Source organism: Rhizobacter sp. OV335, from assembly GCF_900142965.1.
GTDB lineage: Bacteria > Pseudomonadota > Gammaproteobacteria > Burkholderiales > Burkholderiaceae_C > Rhizobacter.
On sequence record NZ_FRCQ01000015.1, the window covers coordinates 15954 to 38626 of the forward strand.

Annotated in this window: 21 protein-coding genes; 12 read left to right on the forward strand and 9 right to left on the reverse strand. The window is 66.1% G+C overall.

All coding sequences use genetic code 11. The features are described 5' to 3' along the window. The first annotated feature begins 28 nt into the window (after positions 1 to 28). Positions 29 to 916 (forward strand): PEP-CTERM sorting domain-containing protein, encoded by an 888-nt coding sequence (locus BUE42_RS16625; RefSeq protein WP_143171545.1) that lies wholly within the window; start codon positions 29 to 31, stop codon positions 914 to 916. On the opposite strand, the gene BUE42_RS16630 is transcribed toward BUE42_RS16625, so the two are convergent. Beyond that, positions 900 to 5627: a DUF3320 domain-containing protein gene (locus tag BUE42_RS16630; RefSeq protein WP_073466228.1), complete on the reverse strand. Its 4728-nt coding sequence runs from the start codon at positions 5625 to 5627 to the stop codon at positions 900 to 902. The genes BUE42_RS16625 and BUE42_RS16630 overlap by 17 nt on opposite strands. A 251-nt stretch (positions 5628 to 5878) precedes the next feature. Here BUE42_RS16630 and BUE42_RS16635 point away from each other — a divergent pair, with 251 nt between their 5' ends. Next, complete coding sequence (locus BUE42_RS16635) at positions 5879 to 6844, forward strand: alkaline phosphatase D family protein (protein WP_159445434.1); 966 nt, start codon at positions 5879 to 5881, stop codon at positions 6842 to 6844. A gap of 65 nt (positions 6845 to 6909) precedes the next feature. Here the strand turns inward: BUE42_RS16635 and BUE42_RS16640 are convergent, their stop codons facing one another. Genes BUE42_RS16640 through BUE42_RS16655 form a run of 4 tightly spaced genes read right to left on the reverse strand, consistent with a single transcriptional unit; the run spans position 6910 to position 10350 of the window. Then, positions 6910 to 7434: a hypothetical protein gene (locus tag BUE42_RS16640; RefSeq protein WP_073466230.1), complete on the reverse strand. Its 525-nt coding sequence runs from the start codon at positions 7432 to 7434 to the stop codon at positions 6910 to 6912. Further along, positions 7431 to 8237, reverse strand: coding sequence for a DUF4150 domain-containing protein (locus BUE42_RS31640; RefSeq protein ID WP_083614203.1), 807 nt, complete (start codon positions 8235 to 8237; stop codon positions 7431 to 7433). Before BUE42_RS31640 ends, BUE42_RS16640 begins: the two co-directional genes overlap by 4 nt. Next, positions 8237 to 9295, reverse strand: coding sequence for a beta-ketoacyl synthase N-terminal-like domain-containing protein (locus BUE42_RS16650; protein WP_073466231.1), 1059 nt, complete (start codon positions 9293 to 9295; stop codon positions 8237 to 8239). Before BUE42_RS16650 ends, BUE42_RS31640 begins: the two co-directional genes overlap by 1 nt. After that, positions 9292 to 10350 (reverse strand): DUF2169 family type VI secretion system accessory protein, encoded by a 1059-nt coding sequence (locus BUE42_RS16655; RefSeq protein WP_073466417.1) that lies wholly within the window; start codon positions 10348 to 10350, stop codon positions 9292 to 9294. The genes BUE42_RS16650 and BUE42_RS16655 overlap by 4 nt, the downstream gene beginning before the upstream one ends. A 238-nt stretch (positions 10351 to 10588) precedes the next feature. On the opposite strand from BUE42_RS16655, the gene BUE42_RS16660 reads away from it, so the two are divergent. From BUE42_RS16660 to BUE42_RS16675, 4 genes are all read left to right on the forward strand, one after another. Next, entirely contained in the window at positions 10589 to 10873 is a 285-nt protein-coding gene (locus tag BUE42_RS16660; RefSeq protein ID WP_159445435.1) for a hypothetical protein, read from the forward strand. Between the two features lie 6 nt (positions 10874 to 10879). Beyond that, complete coding sequence (locus tag BUE42_RS16665) at positions 10880 to 11368, forward strand: hypothetical protein (RefSeq protein ID WP_369822972.1); 489 nt, start codon at positions 10880 to 10882, stop codon at positions 11366 to 11368. Positions 11369 to 11576: 208 nt separating this feature from the next. Continuing rightward, positions 11577 to 11729 carry a hypothetical protein gene (locus BUE42_RS34305; RefSeq protein ID WP_200798975.1) on the forward strand — a complete coding sequence of 51 codons (153 nt, stop codon included), beginning with the start codon at positions 11577 to 11579 and terminating at the stop codon, positions 11727 to 11729. A gap of 190 nt (positions 11730 to 11919) precedes the next feature. Then, entirely contained in the window at positions 11920 to 13107 is a 1188-nt protein-coding gene (locus BUE42_RS16675) for an MFS transporter (protein WP_073466234.1), read from the forward strand. A gap of 74 nt (positions 13108 to 13181) precedes the next feature. On the opposite strand, the gene BUE42_RS32255 is transcribed toward BUE42_RS16675, so the two are convergent. After that, the gene (locus tag BUE42_RS32255) at positions 13182 to 13631 is read right to left on the reverse strand and encodes a winged helix-turn-helix transcriptional regulator (protein WP_073466235.1); all 450 of its coding nucleotides are present in this window, start codon (positions 13629 to 13631) and stop codon (positions 13182 to 13184) included. Between the two features lie 58 nt (positions 13632 to 13689). Here BUE42_RS32255 and BUE42_RS16685 point away from each other — a divergent pair, with 58 nt between their 5' ends. Continuing rightward, positions 13690 to 14289 (forward strand): hypothetical protein, encoded by a 600-nt coding sequence (locus BUE42_RS16685; RefSeq protein WP_073466236.1) that lies wholly within the window; start codon positions 13690 to 13692, stop codon positions 14287 to 14289. Positions 14290 to 14365: 76 nt separating this feature from the next. On the opposite strand, the gene BUE42_RS16690 is transcribed toward BUE42_RS16685, so the two are convergent. Then, positions 14366 to 14929 (reverse strand): GNAT family N-acetyltransferase, encoded by a 564-nt coding sequence (locus BUE42_RS16690; RefSeq protein WP_073466237.1) that lies wholly within the window; start codon positions 14927 to 14929, stop codon positions 14366 to 14368. A gap of 68 nt (positions 14930 to 14997) precedes the next feature. On the opposite strand from BUE42_RS16690, the gene BUE42_RS16695 reads away from it, so the two are divergent. The 3 genes from BUE42_RS16695 to BUE42_RS16705 all read left to right on the forward strand — a co-directional run bounded on the left by BUE42_RS16695 (position 14998) and on the right by BUE42_RS16705 (position 17770). Then, a complete protein-coding gene (locus BUE42_RS16695) occupies positions 14998 to 15621 on the forward strand; it encodes a dienelactone hydrolase family protein (RefSeq protein ID WP_073466238.1) in 624 nt (207 codons plus the stop codon). Between the two features lie 61 nt (positions 15622 to 15682). Next, positions 15683 to 17182, forward strand: a complete 1500-nt coding sequence (locus tag BUE42_RS16700) for an FAD-dependent monooxygenase (RefSeq protein WP_073466239.1) — start codon at positions 15683 to 15685, stop codon at positions 17180 to 17182. 78 nt (positions 17183 to 17260) lie between these two features. Further along, on the forward strand, positions 17261 to 17770 hold the full coding sequence (locus BUE42_RS16705) for a hypothetical protein (protein WP_143171549.1): 510 nt from the start codon (positions 17261 to 17263) through the stop codon (positions 17768 to 17770). Positions 17771 to 17861: 91 nt separating this feature from the next. On the opposite strand, the gene BUE42_RS16710 is transcribed toward BUE42_RS16705, so the two are convergent. Then, entirely contained in the window at positions 17862 to 18296 is a 435-nt protein-coding gene (locus tag BUE42_RS16710; RefSeq protein WP_073466241.1) for a VOC family protein, read from the reverse strand. Between the two features lie 124 nt (positions 18297 to 18420). On the opposite strand from BUE42_RS16710, the gene BUE42_RS16715 reads away from it, so the two are divergent. Both BUE42_RS16715 and BUE42_RS16720 read left to right on the forward strand, forming a co-directional pair. Next, a complete protein-coding gene (locus BUE42_RS16715; RefSeq protein ID WP_073466242.1) occupies positions 18421 to 18792 on the forward strand; it encodes a hypothetical protein in 372 nt (123 codons plus the stop codon). A 190-nt stretch (positions 18793 to 18982) separates the two neighbouring features. Further along, on the forward strand, positions 18983 to 20656 hold the full coding sequence (locus BUE42_RS16720; protein WP_083614205.1) for a RecQ family ATP-dependent DNA helicase: 1674 nt from the start codon (positions 18983 to 18985) through the stop codon (positions 20654 to 20656). Positions 20657 to 20659: 3 nt separating this feature from the next. Here BUE42_RS16720 and BUE42_RS16725 read toward each other — a convergent pair whose 3' ends face one another. Further along, positions 20660 to 22672, reverse strand: coding sequence for a sensor histidine kinase, YfiR-like protein-associated (locus BUE42_RS16725; protein ID WP_073466243.1), 2013 nt, complete (start codon positions 22670 to 22672; stop codon positions 20660 to 20662). Position 22673 lies beyond the last annotated feature (1 nt).

Consider the following 22673-nt stretch of genomic DNA (forward strand, 5'->3'; position numbering starts at 1 on the left):
TCTCCCTTCAACATCTTCGGAGGTCGACATGAATCTGAGGAATCTTGCGCTCCATGTGTTCTTTGCGCTGGGGCTCGGGCTGGGTGGCCTGGCGGGGCCGGGCGCCGCCCGGGCCGACCAGGGCTCGACCGATTTCTCCATCGACCCGATCGACATGGCGGGCAGCGGCGGACGCTGGATCACCGACAACACTTTCTGGATCGAGGAGTCCGTCTCCCGCGGCGTGCCCGACGACTCTTCGTACCGCTATGTGCGGCACGTCTCCACCGAACTCGACCCGGCAGCCTCGGCCGGCGAACCCTTCGGGCACTACGACGACGTGCTGCCGCCGATCAACGGCTTCCAGCTGTCGGCCGCCAACCACATGGGCGAGAACCAGCTGCACGCCAGCTGGCAGCGCGGCGCGCTGAACGACTTCGCCAATTCCTTCATCGACTGGCGTCGCGCGTTCACGCTCGATCCCTTTGCGTCCGTCACCCTCACGGGCTTGGCGACGCTGGCCTCTGCCCTACCGATGGCACCGCAGGCGACGTTCTCGTGGGTCCCCAACCAGGGGTACGAATACGCGAACCGAGGCACGCTGACCTGGCGGGATCCGGACAACTTGTTCACCAGCTTGGTCGTGGAGGGCAGCATCTTCACAGGCGACCCACGCGACCTCGCCTCTCTGCCCACCCAGGATCGCATCGGCCACGAGAGCGACTTCACGTACAGCGCCGACTCGTTCGGCCACCTGTCGCTGACGATCCACAACCACTCCGCACAGACGCTGTTCGGTCAGTTCGAAGTGTTTGCGACTGCCTCGACGCTGCCGGTTCCCGAGCCAGCCACATTTCTGATGATGGCGATGGGGCTGGGGCTGATCGCGCTGATCACCACTCTCTCGCGGTCGGAGAACGTCACGATGGGTCCGTGATTCCCGAAGATCGCTCGAGTCGACTGATGATCCTGGCCTGCAGATCCGAACCCACACGGCGGAATCCCATGAGTCTCGCGGCAGTTCGAACCAGGTCGGCGGCGTCACCTCCGCCGTTGTCATCACGCGCAATCTGCAAGGCCGCATCGATCTCAAGGGGAGAGATGCAGTCGGCCTTCACGGTTGCGCCGCTTTCTGCGGCCCGATCACGAACAGGTGGCGCTTCCGCCTGGGCACTCGTGAACCAGAAGATGCCGTCGGAGCGCAGTTCGGCATGTCTCGCCCGTGCGCTTTCCAACGCCACACGTGTCGCCTCGAGGATGCGTGCACCCGCCCGCTCTTTGCCATAGCTGCTCGCAATGCGCCGTGCGACTTCCTCGATATGGAGCGGACCTTCGGCCGTCACGATCCGCTGCGCCAAGTCGGCGAGCGTCGATGGCCGGACCTCATGGGGCTCCTGGCGACCATCCACCGGGAACACGGCGCGTTGGTAAGGCGGCATCTGGCGCTCGACGACTTCGGGAATCTCGATGGGCTCCGACCCCCTCTCCAGATCCTCCACTGGCTTCGGCCGGCTCCTGTTGACGCCCTCAATGCGGGTCTCTCCCGCGGCCGCATCTCGCGCCGCCGCGAGAGCGGCGCGCAGCCGCTCGATCTCCGCTTGCCGGTGATAGAACCAGTCCGTGCTCCAGATCCGATGGAAGCGCCAGCCAAGATGCTCGAGCAGATCCTGGCGCAGCCTGTCTCGCTCGCGTGCCCACAAGGCGCCGTGATACGTCGCCCCGTCACACTCCACGGCGAGCAGGTAGGTCGATGGCTTGTCGGCGTGTCGTACGCCGATGTCGATCCGAAAACCCACCGAGCCCACCTGCGGGTCGGCAAGGAAACCGCAGCTCCGGATCACATCCGCCACGTCCTCCTCGAACGGCGTGTCCGTGTACAGGCCGGTCGGGGCGCTGACATCGACGCGGCCATTCTTCGCAAACTCCAGAAAGCGTTTGAGGATGCGAGGGCCTTCTCGGGCCGTCCGGCCTACATCGATATCGCCCGGATCGAACGACGCGAAGATCTCGCATCGGATACGCGCCCGGGTGAAGAGCACGTTCAGGCGGCGCTCACCGCCTTCTCCGTTCACCGGACCGAACGACATGCTCGAAAGCCGGCCGCCTGCCGTTGTCGGACCGTATCCCACGCTGACCAGAATCACGTCGCGCTCATCACCTTGCACGTTCTCGATGTTCTTGACGAACACGTCTTCGTACTGACCTTCCCGCAGGAACGCGTCGAGCGTCGAATCACCGCGCCGCGCCAGTTCGAGCAGTTCAGTGATCAGGTTCCGTTGGGTGAATGAAAAGGTGACGATGCCCAGGGACAGCGTCGGGTGCGCGCTGGCGTGCTCGGCCACCCGAGCCACGATCGCTTCGCCCTCCTTGCGGTTGTCGCGCTTTCCGCCCTTGTCGTACACACCCGCCATGCGCGTGAAGCAAAGGCCGTAAGCGTCATCCTCCTGCAATGGCGACGGAGGCAGGACGAGCCCGTTGTCGTAGAACTCGCGATTCGAGACCTCGATCAACGAGGGATCGCGTGAGCGGTAGTGCCAGCGCAGCATGCGCGAGCCGAGGCCACGCGCTTCACACAAGGTCAGGATGCTTTCCATCGTCGCGAGCTTGGCCGCGCCCTCGAGCAGGTCAGGCCCGAGATCCTCGTCGTCGCCCTCGTGCTCGTCTTCCTGGTCCGCGAGCACGCGGTCGAAGAAGGAAGACGGAGGCAGCTGCTTCTTGTCGCCGACGACAACGATCTGGCTCGCGCGGGCGATGGCGCCGAGGGCATCCTCCGGGCGAACCTGCGAGGCCTCGTCGATGACGAGCAGGTCGAACGAGAGCGCGCCGGGCGGGAGGAACTGCGCTACCGAGATGGGACTCATCAAGAGCACCGGCTTGATCCGCTGCACGGCAGTGCCCGCTCGCTCGAACAGGCGACGGATGGCCATGTGGCCGCGCTTTTTGCCAATTTCTCCGCGAATGACTTTCATCTCGCCCTGCGCGCCTTGCGGCACCTGGGCAAGATGCCCGGCGAGGATGCTCGTCACGTTCTCGCCGAGGCGCTGGCGTTCGAGCGTTGAAAAGGTCTCCACAAGATCGTGGCGTCTTGCCCTGGCGATGTCTCGGAGGGCCGGCGAGTCTGCGAGCGCGAGCTTCCAGAGACGCTCCGCCCGCGCAAACTGCAGCTCCACGGCGGCGGAGGCACCGTCCAGATCGCCTGAGCTCATCCTGTCGGCGAGCGCTGCCATCCCGGCTGTCTCGAATGACTTTCGAAGGTGCGCCATCTGCACCCACGACCCGTATCGGCTTGCTGCTTCGGCCATCTGGCTGAAGCGCTGCGCGACGACACCAAGATCGGCACTCTCCACGTCGCGGCCGCCCAGCACGGTCGGGTCCAGGTCAAGCAACTCGACCACCGCCTGGAGCGCCGATCTGCAACCCGGCTCCGCCTGGAGCATCGCCTGGCGCATGGCGGCCATGGCGTCAGCGCGTCCCGCCAACGCCAGCATCGCGTCCGGTGCCGAGGCAATCCGGGTCTCACGAAGTCTCTCGCACCACTGTGCGACCGCAAAGAGCCCAGCGAAGTCCGTTTTCTCGCCGCGCCACGCTTCGCCGAGGATGCGACTGCCATGGTCACCATCCGCCTCCCACGTCGACTTTGCAGCAGCCACCGAACTCGACCTGTCGACAAGCGCGACCCTCTCAGCTGCCGTTTTCGGCAGCGGTCCACGCAGCAGGCCAGCGAGTTCCCGCGATGCCCTCCGATACGCGCCACCCCAACGGGCGAAGAAGGAACGGGTTCCCGCAACGAGCGGGCTCCGCAGGCCGCCGAGCGCATGCACGAACGCCGTCTCGACGAAGACAGGCTCCAATTCATCGCGCAAAGTCCGCCAGGCCGCTCCAGTCTGGAGCGCCTCCCGCAACCGGGACAGATCCGGCGAAGTGAGCATGGCGTGCGCTACACCGGATGTGCCTGCGGGCAGCCCCTCCAACCGCGCCAGCAGATCCGCAAGAGGAGCCACCGTGGCGAGAACAATCGCTTCCTTCGCGGCCAACGCCTCGAGAGGCGTGTTCAGTGCCGACGCCATGTTCAATGCCGCACGCTGCGCCTCGAGAAGCATCGCGGGCAGCCGTGCGAGGTCGACGGGCTGCAAGTCGAGATTGCGGGTGCCCTCGAACGGATGCTCAGCTGCGGGTCCGTCGACGGCAAGGCTCTCGTGGTACCGCCCGATCGTGATGAGCAAGGCGGCCTCCTCCTCGCAAGTCATGGATGCGAACGCCTGTCCATCGAGGCGTGGCGGTGGGTGCCCGGCTCCCACGAATCGCGACTGGCGGCCCAGCACGCCATAGGGTGTTGCGCCCGTCGTACCAATCGGCCGATGAAGCGCTTCAGCCAGTTCATTCAGGCGGTCACGCGTCTTCCGCAAGTCGACGGGATCACCGGGAAGCTTCGGGACCGCGCTCGACTGCGTCATCGTTCGTGCGAGCTCCGCCAGCACGGACTTCTTGTTGGCGCTGCGGGAGTGCAGTTCAAGGCAGATGTCACGCAGGCCGACCTTCAACAGGCGGTCGTGCACCACAGAGAGCGCAGCCATCTTTTCGGCAAGAAAGAGAACGCGCTTCCCCTCCTTGGCTGCCGCGGCGATGATGTTCGTGATGGTCTGGCTCTTCCCGGTTCCGGGCGGGCCTTGCACCACCAGATTTCGCCCCGAGCGAACCTCCTCGATCACCTTGGCTTGCGACGCATCGGCGTCGACGACGTGAAACAGCCTCTCCGGGGGCAGCACCTCGTCGAGGCGATCCTCGGGCCGGAAGAGCGGCGCCTCGCTCTCGAAGCCCTCGTAAAGCAAGCCCCGGGTGAGCCTGTGATCGACCAACGCATTGTCTGGCCAGGCGTCGACAGCAAGATCCAGGTACATGAGGAGCTTGTTGAAGCTGAAGAAGCCGACCTGCATCCCGTCCGGGTCGATCTTCCATCCCTGACGCTGGGCGATCACTGCTGCGACCTGCGCGAAATAGTCGCTCGGCTTCCATTCTTCGCCGACATCGAGCTCCGGCAAGCCGATTCCGAAATCGTCCGTCAGACGTTGCTTGAGAGGAAGGTTCGTCATGACGTCCTCCTCGCGCATGCGAACGTCATGGGTCGACGTGCGAGCGTTGCGGACGAGTTCGACAGGCAGCAGAACAAGAGGCGCCTCCCTCGGCACGTTCGAGCCTTCGTCCTCGAACCAAGTCAGGAAGCCCATGGCGATATAGAGAATGTTGACGCCGGACTCCTCCTCCGCTGTCTGCGCCTCGCGCGCAATCTTCAACAGCTTCCTCTGTAGGGCGTCAGGCCCCAGGCGGGTATCCAGCTGGGCATCGGTGAAACGCTCCTCGCCAAGGTCATCGTGACCTGTGTCCGCAAAGGCCATCTCCTCATCGCCCTTGTCACGCCCGGTCGCGTGAAACTTCATCGCCTTGCCTGACGACAGGACTGCATAGGCATCGTCGGAGCGCTCATTGACGACGTTCAACACGTTTCCGCGGGTGTTCGCCCGATTGACATGCACCAGGCGATTTCTGGTCCCCGTTTCGACCAACCGTCGCCGCGTTTCGTCGAAAAGCCTGGATATTGCGGCCCTGGCCCCTTGGTCCTCGGTGCCTTGCGTTGTTGTCGATGTCGCCATTTGCCGATTCCTCTTCACCCTGGGGCGTTGATGTCGCAGGTGCGATCAACCCAAACATTATTCGCTTTTTGACACAGCCTACGTGGCCGCCGGCTTCACCACGAATGCCGATGTCAACGCTGGGGACAGCGATCCCAATGGCGCTCGCACGACACAGGCCTCGTGCACCTTCATGATGCGGCCCAGAGCCAACGCCTGAGAGCATGCCAACGCTGGCCCACGCGACCGGCGCCACCCGAAAGCCCGTCACGATGAAGATCGCCTTCACCTCCTGCTTCAGCGCCACCGTCTTTCCGCAACAGCCGGTGTGGCGGCAGATCCTGGCGCTCAAGCCGGATGCATTGGTGCTCACGGGCGACTCGATCTACATCGACGAGTTGACGAACCCCACGCATCCGAAGGTCATGGGAGATTTCGAGTTCTTGCAGTTCGTCGCGGCCAAGTACCGCAGGCAACTGGCGCAGCCCGATTTCGCGGCCCTGATCACCGCGGTTCCCACCTACGCGATCTGGGATGACCATGACTTTCTCTGGAACGAATGCTACGAGGAGAAGGCCATTCAGAAGAAGACCTACGCTGGCCTGATCCGGGCCTCGCGGGCGCTCTTCAATGCGTACTGCGCTCATCTCGAGGAGCGGGCGACATTTCCTGTCAACGACAGCGATGCCCGGCTGTGGAATGCGAACGAGCCAGCACCCGGCTACCGAGAAGTGAAGCTGACCAAGGGCTTGCCGAGCGGCGCACCGGTTCACCTGCATCTGGTGGACGGCCGCAGCTGGCGCGTGAACCGCACGCTGCTCGGTTCCGCGCAGCGCGGCGAGATCGAGACAGCGATGGCCGCAGCGCCCGCCGACGCGCTGCACCTCGTGGCCAGCGGCTCGGTGATCGAAGCCCACAAGGGAGACCAATGGGGCAACTTCGAAGACCTGGCCTGGCTGCGTGCATTGGCCGACAAGTACAGCATTGCTTGCTTGTCGGGCGACATCCACGCCAATGACTTCCACCGCATTCCAACGGACAAGGGGCGCATGCTGTACGACTTCACGGCGTCAGGCGCAGCCATCCGCCGCGCGATCTGGGCCGGGACCCAGTGCCAGAACTTCGGTCTACTGGATATCGATGCCACCACGCTGCGCGGCCAATGGCTCCGCTTCGGGTTCCCCGGAGCGCTGGCTCCCGTCACGATCGACCGAAGCAGCTGGCAAATGCGACCGTGATGCCGACGCGACGATGGTGCTGGCGCGCTGCTCTGGGGGCGTGCGCCGCATTTGCATCATCGTCGTCAGCGGCTCCCCGAAGGATTCAACCTCCGATCCACCGACCGAACCAACCGCTCCAACCCCCGCGCATCACCCTCCGCCGGCTCGAACACGTCGCCGTGATCGACGACAAACTGCGCCACCCGCCCGACGGCCGCCACACACGCATCCCCGAGATACGGTGCCGCGATATCGACCCAGAAGCCCGACGACGCCAACGTGAAGATCGTGTGCGAGCGCGTCTTGATGTCGATCGGGAAGCCCACCGCCTGCTCCACCTGGAATCCTTCCAGCAGCGACACCAGATAAGGCCCCAGGTATGCGGCCGCTGCGTGCGCCGGCAGGTCGAGCAGCGGTGTGGCCACCTTGAAGCCCACAGAGTCGATGTCGACGTCAGCCGGCCGCACGCCGACGAAGGCGGCCTTGGCCTCCTCGCCGTATTCCCAGTCCATCAACGCCATGTCCTGGGACGGTGGCGCCTCCATCACGGCCCAGGCCGCCTCGACTTCGGCCTTCAGGTCGTTTGCTGTAGGGGGAGTAGTGGTCATCGTCTGTCCGTTTTCCTCAGTCGGTCTCGCATACGGTTCAGTTCCCCATAGTGCGCATTGCGCCGGGCCTCGGTCGTCGGGTGCTTCGAGCCGGGCCAGGGAATATCGTCGCATCCCATGTCGATGTACTTCTCCCGTTCGTCGCAGAGCTGCCACAACAACACCACCTTCTCGCTCTGGATCTGGCGAAAAGTGCGCCAGCCGGCCTGGGTCAGCGGAGGATTGGGATCGAGCGGATTGTTCCGCCTGACATGCTCCTTCACCTTGGTCTCAAGATCATTGAACTCAGCCGTGCGGTGATCAGCCTCCGCCTTCTGGATCGCCTTGTACTTGTCGTGCTGCTCGATGCACGGCTTCCACAGCGCCTTCTGCTCGGGCGTCAATCCGGCCGGCGGATTGTTCGGATCCATGTTGCCAGCCAGGTCCACAGTGTTCTTGTTGTTGTGGAACTTCTTGTCGGTGTGGCGGCAGGCGTTCTGGCCGTCCATCTTCACGTCGAACGAGTATGTGATCCAGTCGGTTGCCTTCATGTTGACGCCGGATTTCACGCCGCCCCCCGTGCCGGCCTCGTCGCCGTTGGAGCTGCCGTACTGCGAGCCCTTCACCGCAATCATCTGCCCATGGGCCTTGACGGTGGTCGTTCCATTCTGCAGCGACGATTGCCGCGCGATGTTGGGATACGGCACAGGGATCGGCCCGCCGGGCGATGGCGTCTTGCACACGTCCGGAATCGTGGCGTTCGAGATGCCCACGCTGCCCTTGTACGTCAGGCCCAACCCGTCGACTGAAATATCCGTAGGCATCACGCCCCTCCCCATCGCCGCAGGACGGCCGCGGCGCGCCGTCCTCCTTCCGAACTCGCCCAGACCAAGCTCAGCGGCCCCTTGGCATAGCCGCGCTCTTCCGCCGCCGCCACCAGGCCCACATACAACGGCCCCGAGGCCGCGCCCACGTCGCCCCAGCAATCGGCCGGGGCCTCGAAGGCCGCGGCATCCCTGAACAGCTTCGAAGCCTTCAGCACCGCAAAGCCGTATTCGTTGCCGCGGTACCGCTCGCCGTTCATGTCGCAGACGACGCGATCGATGCGTTCCTCCTGCGCCAGCGGCTTGGCCGCCGCGAGGAAGGCCTTCGACAAGCCCTCGCCCAGGCAGATGTCTTCGGTGCGGATCAGGTTCTTCTCGATGCCGGATCCGGCCGAAACCAGCGACAGAAGCGGTGTCAGGCCGAAGCGCTGCGCGGTGTCCGCCCGTGTCACGAGCACGAAGCCCGCCGCCTCGCCGGGGCAGAAGCCGTAGATGTTGTCTTCGGAATGCAGCTGTTCGTTGTCGTCCAGCCATTCGAGGGTGTCGCGAAACAGGTAGCTGTCAACACCGCCCGCGAGCACCATATCGGCCTCGCCTTCGGCCAGCAGGCGAGCGGCCGTCTCCAGCGCGACGATGCCGCCGGCGTGGCCGCCCATCCAGTGCATCTGCCTCCCGATGTGGACGAAGGCTGCAAGGTCGTCGCACAGCGCGTCGGCGAGCGATGCGCTCGTGCCGGTGCCCTGGCCCGGCCGCGGCTCGCCCGTGCTCAGCACAATCGACACCTTCGGCGCGTTGACTGCGCCCACAAAGGGTTCGAGCGGCTCCAGCGCCTCGCGCGCCGCCGGGATAGCCAACGCCAGCAGGCGCTCGAAGCCTTGCAGCTGCGGGTCCAGCCCGGCATCGCGCGTCACTTTGATCGGCTTGCCGAAGCGATCGATCAGGAACGGATGCTCGGCCATCATGCTGATGCCCGCGCGCACAGCGGCGGTGCTCGATCGGCGATGGAACCCGACGGGGGTTCTCGCCCCGCATCCGATGACGGCCAGCCCGGCGCTCATTCCGGGCTCCAGACGCCGGTGCGCAGGATCGCCTCCGGCGTGTTGACCCGCTTGCGCATGAACACCGTCGTGCCAATGAGCTTCTCTTCGCGCCCGGGCGGCACCTCCAGCGCCGAGGCATAGACGATTTCGAAGCGGCGCCGATCCGGCATCAACCACAGCGTCTGGATGACCGGCCGCTGCCGTACGTCGCCGTAGCGCGTGAAGGTGGTGACGGTCTCGAAGCTGAGCTTCGGCAGCAGGAAGCCGAGGAACACGTCCGGCGTGAAGCCGTGCAGCAGCACCTGTTCGTGGCCGACCAGCGGCGTCTGCGTCTGCTGGTCGTGCGGGGCGCTGCGAAAGTAGCGCCTGTCGAAGTCCGTCGGGGGCAACGGGTCGCGCGTGTCCTGCCACGTCTGATCGTAGGTTCCAGCGTATTGCAATCGCGGCTGCCAATGCGCGGCCACCGGGCCGAAGGATGCCGCCCGGCCCTTGCCCGGTCCGCCATACGGATCACCGGGGTATTCGAGGTTGGGCGCGAGCGTGCCGTCGAGGTGCGCGGAATCGCCGGCGAAGCCCTTGCCGGCGGGATTCGAGGGTTCCCATTGCTCGGTTTTCCCCTTGCGGTCCCAGCCGCCGTAGGCGCGCTCCCAGGTCAGCGGCATCTGCACGAAGGGCTCGGGCTTCGCGATCGAGAGCCCGAGCAGCCCGTCGGAGAGGCGGCGTTCGCCAAAGACGTTCAGCGTCTTGTCGATCGTGGTGTGCACCTGCAGGCGCACGCGGCTCTCGGTGACCTGGCGTCCTCGCGGCGCGTGAGCGTGGCTGTCAACGAGCACATCGGTGCCATCCTTGTGGAGCGCAAAATCGCTGTCGCTCAGCAGGCCGGATGCCAGCGGGTCGCCTGCGAAGACCGGCGCTCGCTGGACGGGCGTCTGCTCCGCGGCAGGCGCCTGGCGCCCCTGCGGATCAATCTCGAAGCTGGCCCGGATCGCGATCATCCAAAACTCCGCGCCGCGCTCGTCGCGCGTCCAGGTCGATTCGGCAGCAAAAGGCGTCGTGTTCCTCAGCATCCACATGGGCGACATCTTCCATCGGCCGCGGATGCTCTCGGTCTGACCAACGTCAACTCACAAAGGGCGGTAAAAGAGGTACCGCCCCGCTCCACCGCGAAATCGATGTCAATTGCACATCCGTCCGGCCATCGGCTCCAGGCTGAATCCGGGCCTCCCCAATCCTGAGCCGGCCGTGCATCTTCGAGTGTCGCGCGAGGTCGGTTGACTTCGCCGCAATGTGGTCCGAGGTCTGAGACGTGCCATGCCAATTCAAGTGGTTCCCGCGAAGTGCCCCCACTGCGGATTCGTCGTGCTGACGAATCGCCACCCAAAGTGCGAACGTTGCGATCGCCAACTTCCCAAGGACATGGTTCTGTCTGAGGCGGAACTGGAAACCTTGTTTGCGCGCGAACGCCAGGAACGAGCGGAGGCCGCCCAGAAGGCCTATCGAAAGGAGTTGGCCAAGCCGGCGACCGGCATTGGCGGCGAAGCGCCATCGGTGTTGTCCGTGTTGTCGCTCGGCGACTTGATCGGCCCCGACATCTGAAGGCTCATGTTCACCTTCCTGAAGACCACCGCCTGGGCCTACCCCCGCGCTCGAGGTCGTGCACATCGTCGGCATCGCGCTGCTGCTGGGCAACCTGATCGCACTCGAGGTGCGCGTGTTCGGCCGCGCCGCTGCCCTGCCCTGCCCGTCCCCGCCCTGGCCCGGCTGTCGCTGACGCTGGCACTCGCCGGCTTCTCGCTCGCGGCCGCGAGCGGCTTGCTGATGTTCGCCACGCAGCCTGACGAGTTGCTCGCCAACCGAGCCTTCATCGTCAAGATGGGCCTGCTGGCGCTCGCCGGGCTCAACGCCGCCGCGTTCCATCTGCGCGGCTCGCTGCGCAAACTCGACTCGGCGGCGCGGCTACAGATGCTGGTGTCCACTGGCCTCTGGCTCGCCGTGGTGGTGTGCGGACGCTGGATCGCCTATTGGTGCCGCCAGCCGCCACCACCCGCTTCGTTCATCTTCTTCACCCACCGGAGACCGCCATGCCGTTGAGCCGCCGCCAGTTCGCCGTTCTCGCCGCCATCGCCCTGCCGAACTGATCATCGAGCTGCCCGCCGGCCTCAAGCTGCCGGCCGACCTGGCCCGGCGCACGCTGCCGGCGCAGAGTGCCGCCGTCGACGGCCCCGCCCTGCTCGCCAAGGCCACGCTGCCCAAGCGCAGCGACCGCCGCTGGGAGCTGGAGCTCGCCCCGCTCACCCGCATGGAGGCCTGGAAGGTCGCCGAGATCCGCCCGGGTGCGCGCGTCTCCGCTATCGGCTACACCGGTGCCGATGAAAAGGGCGACGCGGTGATGCGGGTCGAGTACCTCTTCGTGGGTGACAAGGCCTACGGGCTGCGATCGAGCCCGGCCTGACGGCACACGGCCGCTCGCCGGTTCGCTAACATCGCCCCACCCGGGCAGCTGACCAGCTGCCCGTCTTCACGTCGCCGGCCTCACCAGGCCCGATGGCGCATGACTCCTGTTTGACCCAGCACGAGCAGACCCAGGCCGCGCCTACCGCACGGCCCTCCGCCCCTCGGTCCATCCACGGAGTTGAGCCGCCATGCCATCACAGGCCTCCCCTCGCCTTTCGGTCCTGATTCCCCTTTCCGCGCTGGCCGTCCTGCCCATCAACATGTTCGTGCCGTCGTTGCCGAACATCGCCAGGGATCTCCACGCCGACTTCGCGCTCGTCAATGTTGCCATCGCGGGGTATGCGGTGGCCACCGCCGTCACGCACTTGATCGCCGGCGCGCTCTCCGACTGGTTCGGGCGCAAGCCCGTCGCGCTGCTCGCGCTGGCGATCTTCACGATGGCATCGATCGGCTGCAGCCTGGCGAACGACATCGTCACCTTCCTGGGGTGCCGGTTGCTCCAGAGCAGCGTCATCGCCGGATACGTCGTGTCGCTCGCCGCCATTCGAGACACGTCCCTCGAGGGCCAGGCCGCAAGCCGGATCGGCTATGTCTCGTCGGCATGGGCCGTGGCGCCGATGATCGGACCCACGTTCGGCGGAGTGCTCGATGCCCACTTCGGCTGGCGCGCCAACTTCATCGCGTTCGCAGCACTCGGGCTCGCGGGGCTTTACCTGGTGGCATTCCATTTGAAGGAAACGAACCACCATCGCACGCAGTCCATCGCGCTGCAATTGAGGGGCTATTCTGAATTGAGCCGCTCGATGCAGTTCTGGGCGTATTCACTTTGCATGGCCTTCGCCATCGGCACGCTGTATGTCTTTCTGGGCGGAGCGCCCCTGGTGGCGACTCAGCTGGGTGAAACATCGAGCACGGCGCTGGGCCTTCACATGGGGATGGTTCCTGCCGGCTTCATCATCGGCAGCTACATGGTCGGGCGCATCGGCGCACGCCATGCGGCCACCGGGATCATCCTCGTGGGCCGCGCGCTCACGTCCATCGGCCTGCTCGCGGGACTGGCGCTTGCCGCGGCAGGCTGGGCGCATCCGCTCGCCTTCTTCGGCCCTTGCGTGTTCGTGGGACTGGGCAACGGGCTGACGATGCCGGTGGCCAATGCGCAAGTGCTGTCGCTGCGGCCGAAGCTGGCCGGCGCGGCCTCGGGACTGGCCGCAGCCGTGACCGTGACCGGCGCCGGCATCATCGCGTTTCTCTCGGGCTGGGTCGTCAATGCATCGAACGCTCGCGTTGCCGTGCTGGGCGTCATGTTGACGACGTCGGCACTGTCGCTTGCCGTGGCCCTTTTCATCGCCCGCACGCCGTGCGAGCGCCGACCGTGATTCCCGCGCTGGAGGTGGCAGACTGGGGCGGAGTGACGATGTCTTCTCTTGAGAACTGGACCTTCAAGGTCCGATCACAGACCCGACGTTCGAGGCAGACCTGCATCGACATCGCACACCGCACGCGCATCGACCACGCCATCCACCGGGCCCTGCCCTGCATGCGCAGCCTGATGCGCCATGCCCCAATGGCGGATCGCCTCCGCCACCGGCAGCACCGAGCGCCCATGCGACGTGAGTGCGTAGTGCACGACGGCCGGCACCGGCCCGCTGCGCTCCCGGCTCACGAGGCCATCGGCCTGCATCTCGCGCAGCTGTTGCGCCAGCACCTTGGCCGACACGTCCGGCAGGCTGCGCCGCAGCGCGGCAAAGTGCCGCGGGCCGTCTGACAGCCGGTACACCACGAAGAGCTTCCAGCGCCCGCCGATGGCGGCCAGCGCAGCCGTCAGCGCGCAGCCCGGGATCGCGTTGGCACGTGCAACGCGCGGACGGTTACCTCCAGGTGCCTTCTTGGCGGTGTCCATGGTGCTGGCTAGAGTGCGCCCCAGTGTAGTCACCCTCACCGCCGGAGGCCTCGCAACCATGGTCCAGCTGCCCACTCGTTCGATCTCGCACGGCATCGCCGGTCTGCTGGCGCTCCTCGGCGCCTGCGCCGTGCCGGCGCCGCCCTCGACTGCACCGGTCGACATCGCGCGGGCCATCGCTGCGACACCCGTCGGCTCGCCGCATGATTTCGACTTCGAGCACGGCCGCTGGCACACGCTGCTGCGGCGCCGCCTGCAGCCGCTGAGCGGGTCCGAGGCCTGGGCGGAGTACGCGGGCACAACCGTCGTGAGCCCGGTGCTGGGCGGTCGCGCGAACCTCGCCGAACTCGACGTCTCCGGATCCGCCGGGCGGATCCAGGGGCTCTCGCTGCGGCTCTTCGACACGACGCTCAAGCGGTGGACGCTCAACTTCTCGAACGCCGCATCCGGCACGCTCGCCATCCCGATGACAGGCGGATTCGGCGGCACCGCGCGCGGCGTGTTCTACAGCGCGGAGGAATTCAATGGCCGGCCCGTGCTCGTGCGCTTCGTCATCGAGTCGACCAGCGCCGACAGCTGCCGGTTCGAGCAGGCGTTCTCGGCCGATGGCGGCGTGACGTGGGAGATCAACTGGATCGCGGTGGATACGCGGTCGTGAGTCGCGGCACCAATGGCTGCTCTCTGAGCGACCGAAACCCGACGTCGGACGCGTCGCTTCCAGAGAACGGCCCAGCTCAATGGCCGTCGCGCACAAGCCTCAGCGCCATCGATCGGAATCCCATCGACCGTCCCTCGATGCGAAACAAGTCGACGAGATGTCCTGTATCGATGAAACCCGAGCGCTGATAGAGGCGGATCGCCGGATCGTTGGATGACAGAACCTGCAGGTCGATCCAGTCGAGCGCCGTCTGCGACGTCGCCCAATCGCGTGCATGCGCCAGAAGTGCGGCGCCGACACCCGTGCCGCGCCGCGCACGGTCGACGCCCATGCCCAGAATGCAGCGGTGCGTCGTATGGGCTTCAGCCCGGGCGCGCAGATCAATGTGGCCAATGATGCGGCCGTCGGCCAGGTGGCGCGCAACCCAGGCACGTCGCCATCCTGGCTCGGACATGGGCACGTCGAGTGCGTCCCGGAAGGTCCGCGCCCGTTCGCCGTCGAAACGCGACTCCGCTCGGGCCAGCGGCTGGAACAGCGGCATCCCGTCGCGGCCGTTGTCGGCGACATGATCGGCGAGGTAGGCTGCGAACGGATCAAAGGCATCCGAGTGCAGCGAGTCAATCGAGAACGTCAGGCTCATCGAGCGGAGTGTCTCATCTCAAGTGCACGATGGCGTGGCGCCATCCATCCCGAGAGCCGTCGGCCGCAATGGTTCGCTCCTGGCCGGCTACGGTCTACCCTGATCTACCATTGGCCATGCCTTTTGTCGTGCTATTTCACTCGATGCTCGGACTGCGGTCGGTGGAGCTGCAGGCGGCGCAGCGACTGCGCAGTCATGGTCATGAAGTCGTTACACCGGACCTCTACGAAGGGCGCACCGCGACGAGCCATGAGGAGGGCTTCCCGCTGATGCGCGAGATCGGCTGGAACGTCATCACGCAACGCGCCCGCCGCTCGGTGCAGCCTCTTCCGGCCGACGCAGTGTTGGCTGGCCTGTCCATGGGCGTCGGTGTGGTTGGTACGCTGCTGCCAGAGCGAAGGCAAACGGCAGGCGCGCTGATGCTTCACGCTCTGGCTGACATTCCGGACACGGCTCGCCCCGGCCTTCCCCTGCAGGTCCACGTGGGCGCCCTGGATGTCGAATTCGCGCCGCCCGCCGCGGTGGCAACGTGGCGGGATTCTGCGAGTCGCAGAGGCGCGCAAGCCCAGGTTTTCACCTATCCGAACGCCGGTCACTTCTACACGGACGCCAGCCTGCCAGACCATGACGAACACGCGTCAGAATTGACCTGGCAGCGCATCGCGGACTTCCTGCGCTCCCTGCCGCACTGATGCGTCCAACACAACACTCTCGACTGAAGCGGCCCATGCCTGATCTGGGAGCACACGAACGATGACCGAGCACGCGGTGGTGATCGCCGGCGGAGGCCCGACGGGGCTGATGCTGGCAGGTGAATTGGCGCTGGCGGGCGTGGACGTCGCCGTCGTCGAGCGCCGGCCCGATCAAGAACTCTCCGGTGCGCGCGCCCTGGGAATCTCCTCGCGAACCATTGAAGTACTCGACCAGCGCGGCATCGCGGATCGATTCCTCTCGGCGGGACAAATCGCGCAGGTCACGGGCTTCGCCGTCACCCGTCTGGACATCAGCGATTTCCCGACCCGCCACAACTACGGGCTTGCGCTGCGGCAGAAGCACATCGAGCGCATCCTGGCCACTTGGGTCACCGAGCTCAAGGTGCCCATTCTCTACGGCCGCGACATCACGGGATTCGTGCAGCACGACACCGGTGTCGACGTCGCACTCGCCGACGGTCGGTCACTGAGGTCGCAATATCTCGTCGGGTGCGATGGTGGACGCAGCCTCGTACGCAAGACGGCGGGCATTGACTTCCCGGGTTGGGATCCGACCACGAGCAACATCCTCGCGGAAGTGGAGATGACGGAAAAGCCTCCGTACGGGGTGCATCGGTCGCCTGCCGGGACGTACGCCTTCGGGCGGTCGGAGTACGAGATCAAGGGCAGCGAAATCACTTACAAGGATGTCGGCCCGATCGGCGTCATGGTGACCGAACCGAACACGCGTGCAAGCACCGAGCCGACGCTGCGCGATCTCAAGGAACTGCTCATCGCCGCGTGCGGCACCGACTATGGCGTCCACAGCCCGACCTGGATCTCCAGGTTCACCGACATGACGCGACAGGCCGCGCAGTATCGCCGTGGACGCGTGTTGCTCGCCGGCGACGCCGCCCATGTTCACTCGCCGATCGGCGGGCTGGGGCTCAACACAGGCGTGCAGGATGCGGTGAACCTCGGGTGGAAGCTGGCGCAGGTGATCAAGGGGACGTCACCGGACAGCTTGCTCGACACGTATCACGCCGAGCGTCACCCGGTCGGTGCGCGCGTGCTCAAGACCACGATGGCGCAGGTTGCACTGCACCGCGAAGACGACCGCACACTGGCCGTCCGCGGCATCGTGGGTGACCTCCTCAAGATGGAGGAGCCGCGCAAACGAATCGCTGCGGAGATGTCGGGCCTGGACATTCACTACGACCTCGGCAAGGGCCACCCGCTGCTCGGACGCCGCATGCCCGATCTCGACCTGGTCGCCGCGACCGGCCCGCTGCGGGTCTCCACCCTGTTGCGTGATGCCCGACCCGTCCTGCTCAACCTCGGTGAGCCCGGTAGCCTTGACATCGCTGCGTGGGCAGATCGGGTTCAGCTCGTCGACGCGAAGTGCGTTGGCACGTGGGAGCTTCCGGCACTCGGGGTGGTCACTGCGCCCACAGCGGTGTTGATTCGGCCCGACGGCCACGTGGCTTGGGTCGGAGACACCGCTCGGTTCGGGCTCGTCGATGCATTGACCACCTGGTTCGGGTCCCCTGCGGCGACGTAGCGCATCCGGCTGCGATATGTGCAGCTTTGTTATCGTCGCGGATTGCGGCCCGACGAGGCCGCCCACGAGGAGGACCCCATGACCGAACCCGCCGGCACGCCTGCCGTTGCCACCGACCACGCACCCGTTGTTGCCCCAGCACCTGCCCCGGCCGTTCCGCTGACGCCGCGTGCGCTCGCCGAATCGATGCCGCTCGTCCAGTCCGGTGCGCGCTGGTTCTGGTGGATCGCCGGCCTGTCGGCGGTGAACGTCGGCATGCAGCACTCGGGCAGTGACACCAACTTCGTCGTCGGCCTGGGCATCACCAGTTTCATCGACGCGCTGTTTTCCGGGCTGATGGTCGCCGGCCTGGTGCTCGACGCGCTGGTGCTGGCCTTCTTCTTCGCGATGGGCCTGATGGCGCAACGCGGCAGCATGCGGGCCTTCTACGTGGGCGGTGTGGTGTACGCACTCGATGCGCTGCTGTACCTGTTCGCAGCCGACTGGATGCCGGTCGGCTTCCACGTGCTGGTGCTCTTCTTCATCGGCAAGGGCGCGCTGGCCTTGCGCGCGGCGCTGCAGGCGCAGGAGCACGTCGACGGGTCTTGATGGAGACCAACATCCTTGGCGTGATCCGCCTGACGCGCACAACAGGCCCACGATCCGCGCGCCATGCCACTGGCCGACTGCGCCCGCCCCCTCAGCCGAGTTGCTCGGCAAGCCCGACGATGATGCCCTCAGGCCCACGAATATAGGCGAGCCGGTACGACGTCTCGTACTGCATCTGGCCAATGAGTTCTGCGCCGCGAGCCAGCATCCGCGCAACGACAGCATCAAGGCCATCGACGGCAAACATGACGCGACGAAGACCCAAAGCGTTCACTGGCGCGTCCACGGGCCCGAACCTGATTGCGTTTGGCGTGTGGAACTTGTCCAGTTCAATTCCCTGCCCATCGGGAGTCCGCAGCATCACGAGGGTGGCCCGGACGTCTCCAAGCCCGATGAGACTCCCGACAGAAGGCCCTTCAACCGTGGCCTGGCCCTCGAGCTCGAGGCCCAACTCGATGAAGAACGCCTTCACCGCTTCGAGATCGTCGACAACGATCAGGACGTTGTCCATTCGCTTGACTGTCATGGCAATAGGCGATGCCGGCCGAGGAGCCGTGGTTGATTCTCGCAGGAGACTCGACCTTCGCGCAGTGCAGAATCGACTGACTGCTGAAGCTTGCTTTCGAGCTGCCCTGTTCCGGGACCCACTGATGCCGATCCATCCCCAATATCTTCTTCTGTTGCTTGCTATCGCGGCAGTCCCCAGCGTCATCAGCGGTGTCTACCTTTTTGCAGCTCCGAAGTCGGCCTCGGTGGCCAGGCGCATCGCCGGCTCGTTGCACGGAGTCGTCATTGGCTTGCTGGCGGCCTACGTCTACTCTCAAGGCAGCGCCTCTCGGTGCGCGCAGCCAAGATTGGCAATCTTCCTCGTCATCTTGGTGGCACCACCCCTGCTGGTGGCGCTGTCATTCAAGGTCTTCCGTGGCAAGCGGTCGATCCATGGATTGCAGATCATCAACGGCTTCTGGTACCTCAACATGATTGCATTCGGAGCGTTCATCCTCCTGTGTTTGACGACGTGATTGGCGCCATCCCGGCAACTGGCAATCCACGCCGCGCCCTTGCCAGCAGGCTGACGACGTGCCGAACCTTCGTCCGTGCAGATCGTCGCCGGGTGTTTCTCCTACCTGCCGCCGGTGCGCCCCGCCTACAGCCCTGCCCCTGCACAAGCCCTACCGTGAGGCCCTCGCCACCTTCGCGACACGAGCCCCCATGCCCCGCCCCCGCAGCACGCCCAGCACCGCCCCGATCCAGCGCGCGCTGCGCCAGAAGTTCCACCTGAAGCGCCTGCGCGACGGACAGCAGGAAGTCATCGACCGCGTGATGCGCCGCCTTTCCACGCTGGCCGTGCTGCCCACCGGGGCCGGCAAATCCCTGTGCTACCAGCTCCCCGCCGTCGTCAACGGCGGCCTCACCGTCGTGGTCTCGCCGCTGATCGCGCTGATGAAGGACCAGTGCGACGGCGTCGCCGAACTGGGCATCAGCGCCGTGCAGTTCCACAGCGCCTGCAGCGCCGCCGAGCTCGCCCGCGCCGAGCAGGCCCTGGTCGCCGACGACCCGCTGATCCTCTTCACCACCCCCGAGCGCCTGGCCGACGCTGACTTCTGCGCCTGCCTCGCCGCGCGCGGCGTCTCGCTGCTCGCCATCGACGAGGCCCACTGCATCTCGCAATGGGGCCACGATTTCCGGCCCGCCTTCCTGCAGCTCGGCAGCCTGCGCGACGCCCTCGGCCGCCCTCCCGTCCTGGCCCTCACGGCCACCGCCACGCAGGGTGTCGTCGACGACATCGTCGAGCTCTTCGACATCCCGCGCGCCGGCGTCATCGGCACCGGCGTCTACCGCGCCAACCTGCACTACCGCGCCGAGGCCATCGGCCGTGCCGAAGACAAGCTCGCGCGCCTGCTCGCCCTGGCGCGCGCGACCGAAGGCTGCGGCCTGGTCTACGTCGCCACCGTGAAGGCTGCACAAGAGGTCTTCGAAGCGCTGCAAGCCGCCGATGAATCGGTCGGCCTCTACCACGGCCGCCTCTCCGCCAGCCAGCGCCACGAGCAGCAGGACGCCTTCATGGACGGCCGCGTGCGCGTGATGGTCGCCACCAACGCCTTCGGCCTCGGCGTCGACAAGCCCGACATCCGCTTCGTGCTGCACCACCAGATTCCGCCCGGCCTGGACGCCTACTACCAGGAGTCGGGCCGTGCCGGCCGCGACGGCCTGCCTGCCGAGTGCACGCTGCTCTTCTCCGACAGCGACCGCTCCGTCCAGCAGTTCTTCCTGTCGGGCCGCTACCCGCAGCTGCAGGATTTCGAGGCCGTGCTGCAGCTGCTGCGCTCCCGCCAGGGGCCGTGGGACGAGGCCGAACTCGACACCGCGCTCGATGCCATCGAGCGCCCGCGGCGCAAGCTTGAGGTCGCGTTGAACGTGCTGCGCCAGCACGATCTCATCGATCCCACGGCACCCGTCGACCTCGCCGCCCTGGTGAACATCGCCGAGCGCTACGGTCACAAAGCCGAGAGCGACCGGGCCTCGCTGGAAGCGATGGTCGCCTACGCGCAGAGCGGGCGCTGCCGCTGGCAACTGCTGCTGGCGCACTTCGAGCCTTCGGCCGAACACCCGCGTTGCGGCAGCTGCGACAACTGCGCGCGCCTGGCCCGCCATGAAGCCGCAGAGGCTGAAGCACCGGACGACGCGCAGCCGCCGCCGCAGATCGAGCTGCCCGCGTTCGCGCTCGGTCAACCGGTGCGCACGCGTCGCCATGGTGTCGGCACGGTGAAGGCGGCCGACGCGCTCAGCGTCACCATCGAATTCCCGAACGGTGCCACGCGAAGCTTCCAGCCGCAGTTCGTCGCGGCCCTCAATAAGTCGCGCGCGGCGCCGATGTCGGCGTGAGCCCTACGAAGAACGGTGGTTGACGAACGCAAGCGCACTGTCGATGGCCTCGTTCAGCTGGTCCACGGCGATCGGCTTGGTGATGTAGCGGAAGAAGCCGCCCGCCAGGCCGCGGGCCACGTCGCCCGCCATCGCATTGGCTGTCACCGCGATGACGGGGATGTGCGCCGTTCGCGGATCCGAACTCAGCACATGAAATGCATCGCTGCCGTTCAGCCCTGGCAAGTTGATGTCCATCAGGATGATCTGCGGAAGGTGCGCCCGCGCCAGCTCGATCCCCAGCTGGGCGTCCGGCGCCGAGATCTGTTCGATGTCACCCCGCAGCGCCACGATCTCGCTGACGAGCTGCAGGTTGGCCGGGTTGTCCTCCACATGCAGCAGCAGCGGTACGGCGCTCGTGCGAAGCGCGGCGGCCTGCGCCCGGGGATGCGCGATGTCCGACGGTGCGGACTGCGGCGACACCGCTTCCGCCGCCCGCAACCGAATCAGGAAGGTGCTGCCACTGCCCGGCTTGCTGCTCGCTTCGACCTGCCCTCCCATCATCTCGACCAGGCGCTTGGTCACCACCAGGCCGATGCCGGTCCCCTCGACGTTGCTCGCCTCCTGCCCCAGGCGATTGAAGGGCTGGAACAGCGCGGCGACCTGATCCGGCTGCAAGCCACGTCCGGTGTCGGTCACCGAGAGCCAGATCCAGTTCGGCTCCGCCAGCCCGCACTCGACGACCACGGCCCCGCCGTCCCGGTTGTACTTGACGGCGTTGGACAGCAAGTTCAACAGCACCTGCTTCAGCCGCGTGCGGTCGGCGATCACGCTCAGCGACACCTGCTGCGGGAACGACATCCGGATGCCGCGCTGGTTCGCGGACGGCTCCATCATGGTTTCGCATTCCCGCAGCATCTCGGCCAGCCCCACCGGCTCGAGGGACAGCATCATGTTGGCCGATTCGATGCGCGCCAAATCGAGGATCTCGTTGATGAGGTTCAGCAGATGCCGGCCCGCCTTCAGGATCTGCTGCGTGAACTCGACACGCTTGGCATCGGGCAGCGCTTGCGAGTTCGCTTCGAGCAGCTGCCCGAAGCCGAGGACAGCATTCAGCGGCGTTCGCAGCTCATGACTCATGCTGGACAGGAACTCCGACTTGGCTCGATTCGCCTTCTCGGCCGCCTCAGTCGCCAGCGCGAGCTCCAGATTCGACGCTTCGAGTTCGGCGGTGCGCTCGCCCACACGCTGTTCGAGCTGCTCGTTGAAGCGCATGACCTCCTTTTGCGCCTCGCGCCGGTGCTCGACCTCCAGCTCGATCTTCAGGAGCGCCTGCTGGCCTTCCATCGCGTGCTGCTCGACGACGTCCATCATCCGGTTGAACGAATCGACGAGGGTGCCGACCTCGTCGTCGCTGATGCGTTGCGCGCGCCGCGAGTAGTCGCGCGCCAGCACGACCTCGCGCGCCACGCTCGCGATGGCCAGGATCGGCCGTGTCACGATGCTCTGCAGCCGGCGCGTCAGCGCCCAGGCCAGCAGCATCGCCAGTGCGGCGACCGACAGCGCAATGCCGGCGTAGTCGATCATCCGCTCGACCAGCGCGTAGTCGGCGCGCAGGTAGACGGTGCCGAGCAGTTCGCCGCCCCTGACGATCGGCCGCCAGGCCAGCAGGTCACGGCCTTCCACCAGTTCTCCACTGGAGCCCGGACGCACCGGGAAACGCGCCCCCTCCGGCTTGTCGGCCCAGCTCGCGAACAACTTGCCCGACGCGTCATAGACCGCCGCCGCCCGGACCTGGCTGCGAAAACGCATCAGCGCCAGGTTCTCGGTCGCGACCTTCGGATCATCGAAGGCCAGTGCCGGCGCGATCGTGCTGGCCAGAAGCTCGGCCTGGGTCCGAAGGTCGGCGATCGAGCCGCGGTGGTATTCGCGCAGGTTGTACGCCACCATGGCCACCAGCGCCGTCGTCAACGCAACGAAGGTCGTCAACAGGACGACCGCCATCAATTTCGTGCGCAGCGATCGGGCCTGCTTCATC